The 15,553-nt window shown below is 34.8% G+C and carries 20 protein-coding genes; 5 read left to right on the top strand and 15 right to left on the bottom strand.

Going from position 1 to position 15,553, the window contains the following annotated elements:
• Positions 1-6 precede the first annotated feature (6 nt).
• Entirely contained in the window at positions 7-333 is a 327-nt protein-coding gene (locus AO58_RS0108105) for a DMT family transporter (protein ID WP_024981230.1), read from the bottom strand.
• A 56-nt stretch (positions 334-389) separates the two neighbouring features.
• Positions 390-965, bottom strand: coding sequence for a Crp/Fnr family transcriptional regulator (locus tag AO58_RS0108110; RefSeq protein WP_024981231.1), 576 nt, complete (start codon positions 963-965; stop codon positions 390-392).
• Positions 966-1,297: 332 nt separating this feature from the next.
• Here AO58_RS0108110 and AO58_RS0108120 point away from each other — a divergent pair, with 332 nt between their 5' ends.
• Entirely contained in the window at positions 1,298-1,819 is a 522-nt protein-coding gene (locus AO58_RS0108120; protein ID WP_035717539.1) for a lactoylglutathione lyase family protein, read from the top strand.
• On the opposite strand, the gene AO58_RS0108125 is transcribed toward AO58_RS0108120, so the two are convergent.
• Positions 1,795-2,166 carry a winged helix-turn-helix transcriptional regulator gene (locus tag AO58_RS0108125; RefSeq protein WP_024981234.1) on the bottom strand — a complete coding sequence of 124 codons (372 nt, stop codon included), beginning with the start codon at positions 2,164-2,166 and terminating at the stop codon, positions 1,795-1,797. The genes AO58_RS0108120 and AO58_RS0108125 overlap by 25 nt on opposite strands.
• A 186-nt stretch (positions 2,167-2,352) precedes the next feature.
• Between AO58_RS0108125 and AO58_RS0108130 the strand changes: the two genes are divergently transcribed.
• Entirely contained in the window at positions 2,353-2,574 is a 222-nt protein-coding gene (locus AO58_RS0108130; RefSeq protein WP_024981235.1) for a hypothetical protein, read from the top strand.
• A gap of 5 nt (positions 2,575-2,579) precedes the next feature.
• On the opposite strand, the gene AO58_RS0108135 is transcribed toward AO58_RS0108130, so the two are convergent.
• The 7 genes from AO58_RS0108135 to holA all read right to left on the bottom strand — a co-directional run bounded on the left by AO58_RS0108135 (position 2,580) and on the right by holA (position 8,974).
• On the bottom strand, positions 2,580-3,242 hold the full coding sequence (locus AO58_RS0108135) for a hypothetical protein (protein ID WP_024981236.1): 663 nt from the start codon (positions 3,240-3,242) through the stop codon (positions 2,580-2,582).
• On the bottom strand, positions 3,242-4,075 hold the full coding sequence (locus AO58_RS0108140) for an ABC transporter permease (RefSeq protein ID WP_244530700.1): 834 nt from the start codon (positions 4,073-4,075) through the stop codon (positions 3,242-3,244). Before AO58_RS0108140 ends, AO58_RS0108135 begins: the two co-directional genes overlap by 1 nt.
• Before the next feature lie 3 nt (positions 4,076-4,078).
• Positions 4,079-4,921 (bottom strand): ABC transporter ATP-binding protein, encoded by an 843-nt coding sequence (locus AO58_RS0108145; RefSeq protein ID WP_035717518.1) that lies wholly within the window; start codon positions 4,919-4,921, stop codon positions 4,079-4,081.
• Positions 4,921-5,463 (bottom strand): hypothetical protein, encoded by a 543-nt coding sequence (locus tag AO58_RS0108150; protein WP_024981239.1) that lies wholly within the window; start codon positions 5,461-5,463, stop codon positions 4,921-4,923. Before AO58_RS0108150 ends, AO58_RS0108145 begins: the two co-directional genes overlap by 1 nt.
• 475 nt (positions 5,464-5,938) lie before the next feature.
• Positions 5,939-7,633 carry an energy-dependent translational throttle protein EttA gene (gene ettA / locus AO58_RS0108155; RefSeq protein WP_024981240.1) on the bottom strand — a complete coding sequence of 565 codons (1,695 nt, stop codon included), beginning with the start codon at positions 7,631-7,633 and terminating at the stop codon, positions 5,939-5,941.
• A 59-nt stretch (positions 7,634-7,692) separates the two neighbouring features.
• A complete protein-coding gene (locus tag AO58_RS17060) occupies positions 7,693-7,875 on the bottom strand; it encodes a CAL67264 family membrane protein (protein ID WP_035717520.1) in 183 nt (60 codons plus the stop codon).
• Between the two features lie 94 nt (positions 7,876-7,969).
• Entirely contained in the window at positions 7,970-8,974 is a 1,005-nt protein-coding gene (gene holA, locus AO58_RS0108165) for a DNA polymerase III subunit delta (protein WP_024981241.1), read from the bottom strand.
• Between the two features lie 147 nt (positions 8,975-9,121).
• On the opposite strand from holA, the gene AO58_RS0108170 reads away from it, so the two are divergent.
• From AO58_RS0108170 to AO58_RS0108180, 3 genes are all read left to right on the top strand, one after another.
• Positions 9,122-9,586 carry a type I restriction enzyme HsdR N-terminal domain-containing protein gene (locus tag AO58_RS0108170; RefSeq protein ID WP_024981242.1) on the top strand — a complete coding sequence of 155 codons (465 nt, stop codon included), beginning with the start codon at positions 9,122-9,124 and terminating at the stop codon, positions 9,584-9,586.
• Positions 9,587-9,595: 9 nt separating this feature from the next.
• The gene (locus AO58_RS0108175) at positions 9,596-10,588 is read left to right on the top strand and encodes a glycosyltransferase family 2 protein (RefSeq protein ID WP_024981243.1); all 993 of its coding nucleotides are present in this window, start codon (positions 9,596-9,598) and stop codon (positions 10,586-10,588) included.
• Positions 10,589-10,653: 65 nt separating this feature from the next.
• Positions 10,654-11,487, top strand: coding sequence for an OmpA/MotB family protein (locus AO58_RS0108180; protein ID WP_024981244.1), 834 nt, complete (start codon positions 10,654-10,656; stop codon positions 11,485-11,487).
• A gap of 62 nt (positions 11,488-11,549) precedes the next feature.
• Here AO58_RS0108180 and AO58_RS0108185 read toward each other — a convergent pair whose 3' ends face one another.
• The 5 genes from AO58_RS0108185 to AO58_RS0108205 all read right to left on the bottom strand — a co-directional run bounded on the left by AO58_RS0108185 (position 11,550) and on the right by AO58_RS0108205 (position 15,545).
• Complete coding sequence (locus AO58_RS0108185) at positions 11,550-12,398, bottom strand: sulfurtransferase (protein ID WP_024981245.1); 849 nt, start codon at positions 12,396-12,398, stop codon at positions 11,550-11,552.
• Positions 12,399-12,407: 9 nt separating this feature from the next.
• Entirely contained in the window at positions 12,408-13,061 is a 654-nt protein-coding gene (locus AO58_RS0108190; protein WP_024981246.1) for a hypothetical protein, read from the bottom strand.
• Positions 13,051-13,689: a CatB-related O-acetyltransferase gene (locus AO58_RS0108195; RefSeq protein ID WP_024981247.1), complete on the bottom strand. Its 639-nt coding sequence runs from the start codon at positions 13,687-13,689 to the stop codon at positions 13,051-13,053. Before AO58_RS0108195 ends, AO58_RS0108190 begins: the two co-directional genes overlap by 11 nt.
• Positions 13,690-13,988: 299 nt before the next feature.
• The gene (locus AO58_RS0108200) at positions 13,989-14,597 is read right to left on the bottom strand and encodes a YkgJ family cysteine cluster protein (RefSeq protein WP_024981248.1); all 609 of its coding nucleotides are present in this window, start codon (positions 14,595-14,597) and stop codon (positions 13,989-13,991) included.
• Positions 14,598-14,657: 60 nt separating this feature from the next.
• A complete protein-coding gene (locus tag AO58_RS0108205) occupies positions 14,658-15,545 on the bottom strand; it encodes a dienelactone hydrolase family protein (protein WP_024981249.1) in 888 nt (295 codons plus the stop codon).
• Positions 15,546-15,553 lie beyond the last annotated feature (8 nt).

Below are 15,553 nucleotides of genomic sequence, written 5' to 3' on the forward strand. Positions count from 1 at the left end.
TAATGGTTAATGTGAAACTACCTTTAAGCCGATGATGGAAGCAATTAAGGTGGTTATAAAAAATAATCGCCAGAAACTAGCTGGTTCTTTGAAAACAAAAATTCCAATCAAAACCGTACCTACGGCTCCAATGCCTGTCCAAACTCCATAGGCAGTACCAATGGGAAGGGTTTGTGTAGCTTTTATTAATAAAGCCATGCTGATTAATAATGAGAGTAAAAAACCGGCATACCAATAATACATTTCGGTACCGTTTGTTTCTTTGGCTTTGCCTAAACAAGCAGCAAAGGCTACTTCAAATAATCCTGCGATGATGAGTAGAATCCAATTCATGATTTATTTTTTTTGACAAAGTTATAGCTCCGTTTTCAATTAAAATTTTACAAATGTTAAATACTTTTAATGTTTTGAGTTGCTCTGATCCTACTTAAACTAACTTGTGAAATACCTAAATAGGAAGCGATAATTCCCAACGGAACGCGTTGAAAAAGATCTGGGCGATGATTGATCAAATCCTCGTATCTGTCAGAAGCCTTCTTGAATTGTATGTCAATTAATCGTTTTTCGGTTTTGATTAGCTCCAATTCTGCCATTTTTCTGGCCCAATTGGCAATGTGAATATCACTGGTTAAAAGCTGGTTCAAAATGGATTGATTAATTTTATAGAAACTACTTTCTTCAAGTAATTCAATGTTTTCGTAACTTTTTTGATTTAAAACATAGTTTTTTAGCGAAAGTACCGTATCAGCTTCTTTTCCGAACCAGAATGTGACTTCCTTACCGTCAAAGTTGGTGTAAGCTCTAACAATCCCTTTTTTAATGATATAAATATGGTTTTCGATTTTATTTTCATGCATTAAAATATGGCCTTTAGGAAATGTAACTAAAGAAATGGCCTCTTTAAAAGAGTTTATGGAAGATTCAGGTAATGGATAAATAGTATTTATTATGAAGTCTATTTCCATTTTATTAATTGATTTTATGGACTCTAAATTAAACAATTGATAGTGAACTAGTGTTCTTTTTTTAAGAAATACATTTCATCTTGGTGTTTTGTTTTTTTTAAGAATTAGGACAGTCCTATTTTTTTTGTATTTTTTTTTCGACTACAACTCCCCGTGAATCATAAAAATACACATTTGTGTTACTAGCTGCATTGGATGTAATGTATTGTTTTGCAGTATTTAAAGTTTTAGTTTTGCGCCATAAATCATTGGTTATGTTTAAAAATAAATTAATTTTAGGAGTAGCTTTATTGTTACTCACCACACTGAGTTATTCACAAAAAAAATCAATTATGAAAAATGAAAATGAAGTTTTGAACCCATTTCCTAAAACCTTTTCTCATATCGGAATTACAGTTCCAGATATCGAGAAAGCGGTAAAGTTTTATACCGAAATTTTAGGTTTTTATGTTATTATGCAACCTACCGTTGTTAAAGAAGAAAACGAAACTGCCATCGGAAAAATGTGTATTGATGTTTTTGGAGAAGGTTGGGGCACCTTTAAAATTGCTCATCTATCAACGGGAGATAGAATTGGGATAGAATTGTTTGAATTTAAGGAAAGTAAAGAGCTAAAGCCCAATTTTGAACCTTTCCGTTCTGGGTTGTTTCATTTTTCAATTCAAGATCCAGATATTGAAGGATTGGTTGAAAAAATTGTAGCAGCCGGTGGCAAACAAAGAATGCCTATCCGAGAGTATTATCCAGGCGAAAAACCCTATCGCATGTGTTATGTGGAAGATCCATTTGGAACCGTATTCGAGATTTATACGCACTCTTATGAACTTCATTATTCACAAGGCGCATACAAATAATTGGATTTTGCAAAATCTTGTCCCCATTGGTTCAATTGCAGAATAATGGGGATGATGCTTTTGCCAGCAGCCGTTAATTCATATTCGACTCTGGGTGGGGTAACTGGAAAAACAGTTCGTTTAACTAAGACATCTTTTTCTAGTGCCCGCAAAGAATAGATAAACATTCTATTTGAAATATCAGTGATGCTTTTTTGCAATTCACCGGATCGGACGGGACCTTCTTTTAAGTGAAATAAAATGAGGCTCTTGTATTTGTCCCCAATTAAGCGCAAAGTAAAAGCTAAGGGACAATTGAATTCCTTGTTGTCGTATAGGATCGTTTCTTTGTCTTTTTTTGTATTCATTTTTAATTAAAGGTAGTTAAAAATTTAAAAAGTTGATTTTGAAAAATAAGGAAGGCATAACCTTTCTTCTTACACAATATTTTAATTTGTGTGTAAATTAACTATTGTTGTAATTTGAAATACAGTCATTTATGTAAATTAGTGCAGCTTTTTTAAAACTTGATTTACTATTTTAAATTTAATCTCATGAAAAATACTGCCTTTTTTTTAGTTGGATTTACTACTTTATATTTGGTCTTTTTTATTGCTTTTTGTCAAATAGATACTTCCTTAAAAATGATGAGTATTTTGTTTGTAATAGGCAATCTCTTGATTGTTTTGATGGTATACAAGGTGCTGAAAGATTTTTATAGTACCACTAAAACCTTCAAAAATTGGTACGAAGATCATCCCAAAGCAGCAGAATAAAAGAATTAGTTGCCCTGCATTTTGATCGTGGCATACATCAACTGCAGATAAATTTTTCCTTTTTTGGTTGCTTCCGTTTTCATTTTCTTTTTGTCAATGGTGGTTCCTTTTCCTAGAAAGTTTATTGGAATTTTTAGTTTTTCAATTTCAAAACTAATGGCTACTTTTTCAGGTAAAATATCTTTGTTTTTTTGATATTCCATAAGCATTTGATAGGCTCCATCTTTTTTGGTGTTAATTTCTGTGGCATGAAGACGTTTTGACTTTTGATCCAGCCAAACGGTTGCTATCGAAAAATCGGCTTTTGGATCGATTGGAATGATATTTAGGACTTTACAGAGTTTGCCATTTTTCACTTCTTTACCTCTGTCCACTGTGATGTATGGATATTCTGTGAGGCTATTTAGTGAAAAATCCAACCCTCTTTTGGGTAAAAGAACAAAATCATCGGTATCAATTTTCATTCTTTTGCCTTTGGTATAAGTGATTTTTGCTTGTTTATTAGGCATATTAATAAACGAAATATCGACTTTCAAATTCAATGTTGCATTGAAATAAGTCACCGAATCCATTCGTTGTTTCAAAGCCAATAGCTCTTTGTCTATTGGTTGGGAAAAGCAGGAAGTTACGGATAGAAAAAATAATCCTATATATAAAATTAGTCGCATTAGTCAAGGTCTTTTCGGATGAATAAATAGCCACCTAAAACGGCTGTTATCAGAGTGTAAATGAATAATAAAATGGTATTGAAATATACTTGATTCCAAGCGATTTCAGGATAAAAGAAATATTGCCAACTGTCGATTAATTTTACATAAAACCATTGATTTAAGAAAGTCGAACTTAAATCTATTTTGAGCAATAAATTGGTAAATACTAAAAAAAATGAAGAAGCAATCCAAGTAGCGGTAGCTTCTTTAATGACTAAAGCCAGCGTCATGCTCACAACGGTGTAGAATAACATAGAGAATCCACCAGAGACAAAAGCCAAGAGGATGCGTTGTTTGGCTATCGCATCTGTAAAAAAGTTGAGCGATTCTAGATATACAATCAAATCGCCATGACCAAAGATAGCATTGGAAAACACAATAGAAGTAAAAGCAAGAAATAGCAAAACAACAATTGTAAGCTGTATGGCAACGAGGTATTTTGCTGTGATAAATTTCAATTTGCTTACAGGTTGCAGAAAAATAGCTTGTAGTGTTTTGTCTTTATATTCCGTTGTTATCATTCCTGAAACCAAAATCATCAAGATTAAAGGTAAATGAAACCAAAGTGTATTCAATAACAAATACACCATTAGGTTTCCATTCAATAAATTGCCTTTAAAATAGAACGATTTACGTAAATTTTCTAAAAGAAGTTCAATAATATCGGTACCCTGAAAATAGGCGCCCACTAAGACCATTGCTTCAATAATTACAATGGCTCCAAGTGCCCAATAGGTTCTCTTTTGTTTGAATAGTTTGTACCACTCGATTTTGATTAATTGCCACATCATAAATTAAATTTCAAAAAGTTCTTTCATGCTGTAATCGGGTATGCAGGATTCAATCGCGATCCCTTCCTTTAACAAAGCTCTTATCAAATCACTTATTTGGTCTGATGTTATGGCTACCCATGCTATTTGCCCTCGAATTTGGTACGTGTAGTTTTGAAGTGCCTTAGCATTGGCAATTCCTTTTCCGTAAATGGCATAGCCTATGGTGTGTGCAGAAAGTAATTCTTGCGTTGGTCCACTGTGTATCATTTCTCCTTTTTTTAAAACATAGAGACGATGGCAGGTTTTAGCAATTTCTTCAGTAATATGCGAGGAGAGTACAATAGAAAGTTGTTGTTTTTCGCAAAGATCAAGGATAAGTTGACGCAATGCGGCTACACCAATCGGGTCTAAACCATTGAAGGGCTCGTCTAAAACCAACACAGCAGGTTGATTGAGTAGCGCAATGGCGATAGCCAAACGCTGTTTCATTCCCATGGAAAAACGACTTACCGCATCTTTCCGATTTGGATCCAGTCCTACTTGTATGAGGCAATCATTGGTGAAATTTGTGGAGGTTTTTAGTCCTTGCATACCGGCAAAGAGTTTTAGGTTTTCTGCAGCCGAAAGATATTCGTACAGACCGGGCTTCTCAATGATACCGCCTAAGGGTTTTGCGCGATGTTGTGGTAATATCACCGTTCCGCTGTCGGGTTGTATTAAACCAAAAATAATTTTAAACAAGGTTGTTTTTCCTGCACCATTAGCGCCTAATATGCCTATGATTTCTCCGGGTGGACAATGCATTGAAACTCCACGAAGAACTTCCAAATTGCCGTAGGATTTGTAAATATTATGTATTTCCATTATTGGGTAAGCTTTGTTTGAATCGCGTTATAATCAAATCTTGATTGATAGCTGGGTTCTAGAAAAGTGCGATTCCAGAATTTTTTTTTGAAAAAAAACAGTGGGTCATTGACCATAAAGTAGGGGATGAAATGATACCATTTTACACCTTTTTGTTTGTAATAATCGACGATTTCATCTTTAAAACCCAGTTCGTCGGCGGCAACTGTTGCCGCTATGCGTTGGCATTTTGAAACCATGTAGGTGTCGCAAATGCGTCGGTTAAAACCATGAATGAAAAATTGATCTTTGGCTCTTTTGTAGTTTTGAAAGCGTGACCAACCGTCGGCTAGTACCAAAAAAATGTGTAGAAAGGAAAACAAAAAACAGCCTATCCAAAAGAGTATCGCTATGGTTCCTCTATGTTGGATGGCATGTAGCAATTGAATGCCATAAATCCAGGCTTCTAGGATGAAAAGGATTAACGAATAATACAGCAATTCTCCTACCTTTAGATAGGATACAATTAGTGGTGGTTGTTTGGGTAAGTTTGTATCAAACATAGATAAAAAAGGAAGTGACAGTTTTTTTACATTTTACCCCTTTTTTTGGGTAGTTTGTTTTTTTTGTTTTTGCTCGAATCGAGGCTCAAATTTTAATGCAAAATAAGAAAAAACAATTTATTATTCTGTGATATAATTTTAATTTTGGCTAAGAATTATGAAGTATAAAAATCAATGTTAAAAAAGAAAAATTTTTTATTTTGTTAAATTTTTGCTTGAAATGAAAGGAGAGATACTATTTATGAGTTTATAAATGTTGGCTTATTTTTCGTTTCTTGAGAGTAGAAAGAACTTGTTTAGAAAGCAACTGCCATAGCCCTGATGGGAGCGGCATCCTTTATTTTGCGGCTGCCCTTTTTTTAGAGGGCAGCCGTAAAATAAAGATATAGCGTACAGCAGGATTAGCTCCTAAAAAAAAATCCACTATTTGCTCTTTTAGCAAATAGTGGATTGAAAATAGTGTTTTTGAAGGTGTTTAGCTTCTGATTAATTTTCTGTATTTCAAACGTTTTGGAGTCAAGTCGCCACCTAATCGTTTCTTTTTGTTTTCTTCATATTCTGTAAAACTTCCTTCGAAGAAGTATACTTCGGAGTCGCCTTCGAACGCTAAAATGTGCGTACAAATACGGTCTAAGAACCATCTGTCGTGCGAAATAACAACTGCACAACCTGCAAAATTCTCTAGACCTTCTTCAAGTGCACGTAATGTATTTACATCCAAATCATTGGTAGGCTCATCTAAAAGCAGTACGTTTCCTTCTTCTTTCAAAGTCATCGCTAAGTGTAAGCGGTTGCGTTCTCCACCTGAAAGCATCGATACTTTCTTGTTTTGCTCGCCTCCTCCAAAGTTAAAACGAGATAAGTAGGCTCTTGAATTTACTTGTTTTCCGCCCATCATGATCAATTCTTGTCCATCGGCAAAGTTTTCCCAAATGGATTTGTTTGGATCAATATTAGAGTGTGATTGGTCAACGTATGCGATTTTTACCGTTTCTCCTACCGAAAACTCACCTGCATCGGTTTGTTGTTCACCCATGATCATCTTGAAAATGGTGGATTTACCCGCACCGTTTGGTCCAATAATTCCAACAATTCCGGCTTGCGGTAGGGTGAAATTAAGGTTGTCATAGAGTAATTTTTCGCCAAAAGCTTTCGCTACATTTTTGGCCTCGATTACGTTAGTTCCCAAACGTGGTCCATTAGGAATGTAAATTTCTAATTTTTCGTCGAGTTGTTTTTGATCTTCATTCAAAAGTTTGTCGTAGTTCTGCAAACGCGCTTTTTGTTTGGTTTGACGACCTTTGGCACCTTGACGTACCCAGTCTAACTCGCGTTCCAAAGTTTTTCTGCGTTTGGAAGCTACTTTTTCTTCTTGTGCCAAACGATTTGATTTTTGATCCAACCAAGAAGAATAATTTCCTTTCCAAGGAATACCTTCTCCGCGGTCTAATTCCAAAATCCATCCCGCAACGTTATCTAAGAAATAACGATCGTGCGTTACGGCAATTACGGTTCCTGAGTATTGCGCTAAGTGTTGCTCTAACCACAATACTGATTCGGCATCTAAGTGGTTGGTAGGCTCATCCAAAAGTAATACATCAGGTTGTTGCAACAACAAACGACATAAAGCTACACGACGACGCTCACCACCAGAAAGGTTTTTGATCGGGGTATCACCATCTGGAGTACGTAACGCATCCATAGCAATTTCCAACTTGGTATCAATTTCCCAAGCTCCTAAGGCATCAATTTTATCTTGTAAGGCTGCTTGTCGGTCCATCAATTTGTCCATTTTGTCTGGATCAGAATAGTTTTCTTCAAGACCAAATAAATCGTTGATTTGGTTGTATTCTTCAAGCACTGCCATGGTTTCGGCTGCTCCTTCACGAACGATTTCAATGACTGTTTTGGAGTCATCCAAAATGGGTTCTTGTTCTAAATAGCCAACTGTGTATCCTGGTTGAAAGACTACATCACCTTGGTAATTTTTATCAACCCCAGCAATAATTTTTAAAAGAGAAGATTTACCGGATCCATTGAGACCCAAAATACCAATTTTAGCTCCATAAAAGAAACTCAAATAAATGTTTTTTAATACTGGTTTATCTGCACCTTGATAGGTTTTGCTCAGTTTCTGCATCGAGAAAATGACCTTCTTATCGTCTGACATATTTTTAGTTTATTTAGATTAATGTGTATTGTTTGTAATTGATGACTTATTTCACCAAGCTACACGCGTCCTTTCAGAGAACTGAAAACCCAAGCGTTGGCTAAAAAACCAATGCCAACAGCGGCAAATCCCCAGCCAGAAACATCTCTGTAGCGAAATGCACCTAGACCAATGAGCAAAATGCCCATTAAAAACATTATAAATGCGGCCCATCCTAGGATGGTGTTTTTATTCATTCCCATATTTGTGGTGTTTTATTTTTTTCGGAACTGCAAATATCGTTATTTTTTATATTTTTTTTTCACAAAATAAAAGTATAAATGCTACTTTAAGTGTTTAATTAAAGATATGAAACAACATTTCTTTTAGCAAATCACCATTCGAAAGTGCATTGGCTCCCACACCTTTACTTTTGACGTCGATTTCACGCAAAGAGCCCACGATTTGACTGACTTTTTTCATAGGATAGTTTTTAAGAGCCAAATCGTAGTCTTTTAAAAAAAAGGGGTTTACACCTAAAACGGCGGCGACATTTTTTGGGTTTTTATCTTTCAGTCCGTGATACTTTAGCAATTGGATAAAAAAACTAAAGACCAATCCTGTAGTCATTACAATTGGATTGTCTTTGGGATTTTGGGCAAAGTTTTCTGCGATAGTGTAGGCTTTTAATTGATTGCGTTCGCCTATGGCTTTTCGCAATTCAAAAACATTAAAATCTTTGCTAAAACCAATGTTTTCTTCAATATGATGAGCCGTAATCGTGCTGCCTGCGGGTAGTATTATTTTTAGTTTTTCTAATTCGTTATTAATTCGACTCAAGTCGGTACCTAAAAACTCGACCAACATAGCTGAGGCTTTGGGTTCGATAGCATATTTTTTGCCTGCCAAGACTCTTTTGATCCAATCGCCAACTTGGTTTTCGTACAATTTCTTGCTTTCGTATACCAAACCATTTTTAGCCAAAACTTTGGTCACTTTTTTACGTTTATCTAGTGTTTTGTATTTGTAACAAAGTACCAAAACTGTGGTAGGCATCGGGTTATTGGCATAACTTTCAAATTTATCAATGGTTCTTGAAAGTTCTTGGGCTTCTTTAACAATAACCACTTGTCGCTCGGCCATCATTGGATAGCGTTTAGCGGTGCTGACAACATCCTCTACTGAGACATCTCGACCATAAAGTACGGTTTGATTGAAACCTTTTTCGTCTTCACTTAGCACGTTGTCTTCAATAAAATCGGATAGTTTGTCGATATAATAAGGCTCTTCGCCCATTAAAAAATAGATCGGTTTTAGGTTTCCGGCTTTTATATCGTTGACAATTTTTATTACTTCGTCCATAGTAATTTACTAGTTTATTTTACCGGTTTTAATGGGTTAATGCCTAAAACTTCTTTTGTTATTGTCATATTACTACTGCAGTTTTTTATCTTTTCGTCTATCTTTTATTCTCTTTTTTCTCTATGCCAAAAGCGTTACTTTTGCTACATGCAAGAACTCAATTTTCCATCGTACACATTTCGATTCAAAAATAGCGAAAATAAAGTGGCTATTTTTGATGAAATACGTAAAAAATTCATAATACTTACCCCAGAAGAATGGGTCCGACAACATGTTGTTCACTTTTTAATTCAAGAAAAAAAATACCCAAAATCTTTGATTAATGTTGAAAAAGTGTTGCACGTTAACGGATTGCGAAAGCGGTATGATATTGTAATTTTTAATCCCAACGGAACTATTTTTGCCCTTGTAGAATGTAAAGCACCTCATATTACCATTAGTCAGAATACCTTTGATCAAATTGCGCAGTACAACATGACTTTAAAATCTCAATATTTGATGGTGACTAATGGATTGCATCATTTTTATTGTACCATGGACTTTGAGAATGAAAAATATGATTTTTTGAGAGCGCTTCCCGAGTATCAAAACCCAAGTTTTTTATCACATTAATAATAGTAAATGACCGTAGCTGTAGTTATCTTAAATTGGAATGGAATTTCTTTATTGGAGCAATTTTTGCCCACCATCATTGCACATTCACCTCAGGCAACTATTTACGTAGCCGATAATGCTTCGACAGATGCTTCGGTATCTTTTGTTCAAGCAAATTTTCCATCGGTTCAGATTATTCAAAATAAAGCCAATTATGGTTTTGCTGGTGGATACAACGAAGCGTTGAAAAAGGTAACAGCTGATATTTTTGTATTGGTCAATTCAGATGTTGAGGTGACGCCCAATTGGTTGGAACCGATGATTTCTACCTTTGAAAATGAACCTAAAACGGCTATTTTACAACCCAAAATTTTAGATTTTAAAAACAAAGCATACTTCGAATATGCAGGAGCGGCTGGTGGTTATATCGATAAGTATGGTTTCCCTTTTTGTCGTGGACGTATTTTTGATACCATCGAAAAAGATTTGGGGCAATATGATGATGTTGCCGAAATCTTTTGGGCTTCAGGGGCTTGTTTTTTTATTCGATCTGAAGTTTATACTACATTAGCGGGTTTTGATGCGAGTTTTTTTGCACATCAAGAAGAAATTGACTTGTGCTGGAGGGCTATTAATAAAGGTTATACCATTAAATATAATCCGAAATCGGTAGTGTATCATGTAGGAGGCGCTACCTTACAGCAAGGGAATCCTAAAAAAACGGAGTTGAATTTTCGAAATTCACTTTTTATGCTCACTAAAAATTTACCCAAAAAAGTATTGTACAGCCGACTCTTTGTTCGCATGTTACTCGATGGAATAGCGGGATTACAATTTTTAGCAAAAGGAAAGCCAAAACATTTTTTTTCTGTTTTGAAAGCACATGTCGCTTTTTATCAGTACTTTAGTAAGTGTTTTGGTAAAAGGGGTGCGGTTCAAAAGGAAGCGTATTACAAGGTAAAGAGCGTTGTTTTTTCTTATTTTATTAAGAATGGCACCATTTTTGAAAAGCTAGTTTAACAATATTTTATACCTAGGGATTTAGAATTTCATTTAAATTTGTAAAACATTTTAAAATTATAATTATGAGAAAAGTAGTATTAGCTTTATCAGTTTTGACGTTGTTAACTTCTTGTGTTTCTAAGAAAAAATACAGTGAATTGGAGTCAAAAAATAAGGAAACTCAAGATTTGTTGAATACAGCTACTGTAAAATTAAATTCTTGTTTAGAAGAAAGAGCTGGACTTGCTGCTACAGTAGAAGGATTGAGAGAGAAAAATCAATTGTTGATCAATACTTCAAAAGATATGACGGTTCTAACTACAAAAGGAGCAGAGAATATCGAGAAGGCTTTAGAGTCAATCAAAGAAAAAGATTTGAAAATTAGTAGAATGCAAGATGCTTTAACCAAAAAAGACAGTGTAACATTGGCTTTGGTGACAAGTTTGAAAAGTTCTGTTGGGATTTCAGATCCAGATATCGAAATTAACGTAGAAAAAGGAGTAGTGTTTATTTCGATTGCAGATAAATTATTGTTCAAAAGTGGTAGCTATGATGTAACGGATAAAGCAAAAGCTGTGTTAGCCAAAGTAGCGAAAGTAGTGAACGATAAACCTGATTTTGAATGTATGGTTGAAGGTCATACAGATAATGTTCCTTACAGAAGTAATGGAGTATTATTGGATAACTGGGATTTGAGTGTAAAACGTTCTACTTCAATTATTAGAGTTTTAACTAATGATTTAGGGGTAAAACCAGCGCAATTGATCGCAGCAGGAAGAAGTTCTTACGTGCCTTTGTTTGAAAATGATTCACCAGAAAACAAAGCAAAAAACAGAAGAACAAGAATTGTTGTGATGCCAAAAATTGATCAATTCTATGATATGATCGAAAAAGAAATGAAAAAACAACAACAATAAGTATTGTTTGATGATCATAAAAAAGGGCTGTTTCGTTTTTGAGACAGCCCTTTTTGTTATTTCTACTTTTGATGAGGTGCGATTGGTTTATGATTTCTGCTCCATTCACTCCAGGAACCCACATATAATTTAGGCATAGCAAAACCAGCCTGAAGTATGGCTAATAAAGTATGGCAAGCCGTTATGCCTGATCCACAATGAATAATGGTGTTTTCTGATTTTGTATCCGAAAGGATTGCAGTGTATTTTTCCTGTAACACTTCTTTTGGTAAAAACAATCCATTTTCATCCAGATTTTGTGTAAAAGGAAAGTTGATGGCACCCGGAATGTGTCCAGCTATGAGGTCAATGGGTTCGCTCTCTCCGTTATAGCGAAAAGCTTCTCTTACATCTATTACAGTATGTGAAGGGAGTTCTGCAACATTCTCAACTTCTTCCATCGAAGCCAAAGGCCATTGCCAAGTTGTACAAGGATATTTTTCCTTTTTTACCACATGAACGGGTTCTGAATTTACCGGGAAACCTATTTTTTCTGCCGCTTGAATGCCACCATTAAGTACTTGTGCTTTTTCATGGCCTACAGCGCGTAGCATCCACCAAAAACGAGCGGCGGCGTTTGCCCCATTTTTATCATCATAAATCACTACCCACGTTTGAGGAGTAATGCCTAGATCTCCCAAAGTTTTTGAAAAATCTTCTAAGCTAGGCAATGGATGTCTGCCACCAACAGCAACATCAGTTTCGATAGTGGCCAATTGTGTATTTGCATCAACAAAAAGGGCACCTTCCAAATGTTTGTTTTCGTAATTGAGTTTGGTGTTTGGTCCATTGCTGGCATCAACTAAAAGGATGTTTTCGGTTTTGTAAATAGTTAGTAACTCGGTTGCGTTTATAATAGTGGATACTGACATGTTTAATTATTATTTGGATTCAAATGATTTTTTTAAACTATAATACAATAGCATTCCCGTAATTTCATTGGTATAGTTTATGGAAGCGCTAAACAAATGACCATTAATGAAAGTATTGTAAATTTCTTGTGTTATTACTAATTGATCATTCTTGATGTTATATAGCCTGATCATGATTTTGTAGAATTGATGGGATCCTAATTGTAAATTGGAGGTGTTTATTTCGGATTTTAACTCTTTGATTTTTGAATAAGTGTTGGTTAATACTTGTACCGAAAAATTTTTATGTTCATCCAAATTAATTTTTTTAGTTCTCTTTAAAGTTTCGTAACTCGATTTAAAATAATTGTATTTATTTCTTTCAAAACCAATTAAATGTGACGGATGAGGATTGATTTTTGTTGCTTCAGGATTGTTATTATTGATAAAAGCATATCCTTTTTTTTCGAGTTCATCTATTCTTGAGGATTCGGTGACTATAAATCCTTGAGGGATAGCAATTTTCCAATCAAACAGATTGCAGATGAATACGTTGTTTTCAATTTTTCCATTGGTAACTTCTTCTATAATGATGTCTTCTGGATCAATATTTATTGCCTTTTCTTGTGAATATAAATAGGTAGTGAAACAAATAAACAATACAAGAAAGAGATTATTCTTCATTTGCGATAGCTTTCAAATTAGTAATAACATCTCCAGTTAGATCAGCGACATGGCTAGTAATTTTTTCTATATTCCAATCCCACCATTTAAGGGCTAAGAGTGTTTCAATTTCTTCATTCGAGAATCTTTTTTTGATTATTCTTGACGGATTGCCACCCGCCACCGCATACGGAGGAATGTTTTTGGTTACCGTTGTATTTGCTGCTATTATTGCCCCATCTCCAATGCTTATTCCTGGCATAATTGTGACATTATATCCTATCCAAACATCGTTCCCAATTACCGTATTTCCTTTATTGGGATATGATTTGCCATCCATTGCATGCTGCCATTCTTTTCCAAAAATGGCAAAAGGGTAGGAGCTAATGCTTTCTGTGAGATGATTGGCCCCGTTCATTATAAAAGTTACATTGGAAGCGATCATGCAAAATTTGCCAATAATCAATTGATCGCCTATAAAATCAAAATGATATTTTACATTTTTCTCAAAATTAGACACATCTTCAAAATCGTCATAATACGTGTAATCACCAACGATGATGTTGGGATTGGTGATTATGTTTTTTAAATAACATAATCTATTGTAATTTTCGAGTGGAAATTTTAAATTTTTGTTGGGATAATTCATCAATAAACGGTTGAAAACAGAAAAATTTATAATAAAAAACAGTCTATGCAACTTTATCTCAAATATAATTTAAAAATTAATTAGAAATTTTGTTTTTTTTAAATTATAAAGTAACGATTGATTTATTAGCAATTTAGTCACGAATTCACGAATTTTTTTACTCTTGATCGTGACTATTCTAATCCCTTCAAATTAGTGTCAAATGATAAGAAATCAGACGTTTTGAAATGCTTTTCTGGAAGATAAAGTAAAAATATTAGCTAAATTTTAGTTGTTTTGCTAAAGACGGAATAGCTAGATTATGCACTATCTTTTAATCCATCGGGGAAAGGTCTGTAGGCGTAGTAATGTAAAATTTCTTCGAGTGCTATTTGAAGCGCTTGATTAATTGGATACAAATCTTTTCCAAGCCTAGCATCGATAGAGGATAGTTTGGTGTAATAATCGCTAAAAACAGGGAGATAAAGCCCGTTTGAAATCGCTATTTCAGCTTCTGTAAATTGTTGTTTTTGTTCCTCTTTAATTCTTGCGCAGGTAGCCATTCGCATTTGTCCGTATTTGTCACGGTTGGCAGCAAAACCAAATAATCTACAAATTAAACCTCTATACTTATAATCGGTACATTTTCCTGCTCTGGTATCTGTAAAAGAAAGTGCTTTAAACATAAAACAACGAGCATCTGTTGTGTTTTGTAACGCTTTTATAGTGTTTTCGGCCTGTCCATTTACGAATAAATGAAAAGCCCATGGAAAAAATTCTAAAGGAGAGGCGTCTACTTTTGCATTATTACAACAATTTCCGCACCCAGCAATGCAGTCTAATTTGGTGTGGTTTTTAAAACTAGCAATTTCATTTTCAAGGGCTTCGAATAATTCTTCTACCAACTGTACTTTTTGGATAATTGCCATTTTTTTGGACAAGGTAGTCTAATTACATTTGGAAAGGAGTGATGTGTGTTACTATTCTATTTATTTTAACTGTTCTCTAAAAAAAGCTATGGTCCTAGTCCAAGCCAATGTTGCTGCTTTTTCATCGTATCTTGGTGTAGTATTGTTGTGAAAGCCATGATTTACATCAGGATAAATATAGGCAGTATAATTGACTTTGTTTTGTTTTAAAATGGTTTCATAGGCAGGCCAACCTTCGTTTACTCGAGTGTCTAAAGCAGCATATTGTATCAAAAGTGGTGCTTTTATTTTAGCGGCATCATCTGCACTTGGTTGTCCTCCATAAAACGGAACAGCAGCGCTTAGTTTTGGAATCCGAACGGCCATCATATTAGCAATCCATCCTCCAAAACAAAATCCTACCACGCCTACATGACCGTTACAATCTTTATGATTTTTTAAAAAGTCGTAGGCAGCAATAAAGTCTTCGAGCATTTCTTCACGGGTACGTTTTTTTTGTAATTCACGACCAGCATCATCATTTCCGGGATAGCCACCAAGCGGGCTCAAGGCATCGGGAGCTAATGTAATAAAGCCTTCTAGGGCTCCTCTTCTTCCAACATCTTCAATGTAGGGATTTAAACCTCTGTTTTCATGAACGACAATTATACCAGGAAGTTTTTTCTTTTTGTCCGTTGGTTTCGAAAGTAATCCTTTGATTGTTCCGCCTCCTTTTGGTGAAGGATAACTAATCATTTCTGATTGTAATCTCGGATCATCTGCAGCAATAGTTTGAGTGTCCTTATAATTTGGTGTCATAAAATTTAAAAGCGTTGGAAGCGTCAAACTGCCTACGGCAAAAAGCGATAATTTTTCAATAAATTGCCTTCTTTCTATTTTGTTATGAGCATAATCATCATATAAATCAAAAACTTCTTGACTGATGTCAGCTTTGGTGATTTCTTTCATTTGGTCAT

The organism is Flavobacterium succinicans LMG 10402 (genome assembly GCF_000611675.1).
GTDB lineage: Bacteria > Bacteroidota > Bacteroidia > Flavobacteriales > Flavobacteriaceae > Flavobacterium > Flavobacterium succinicans.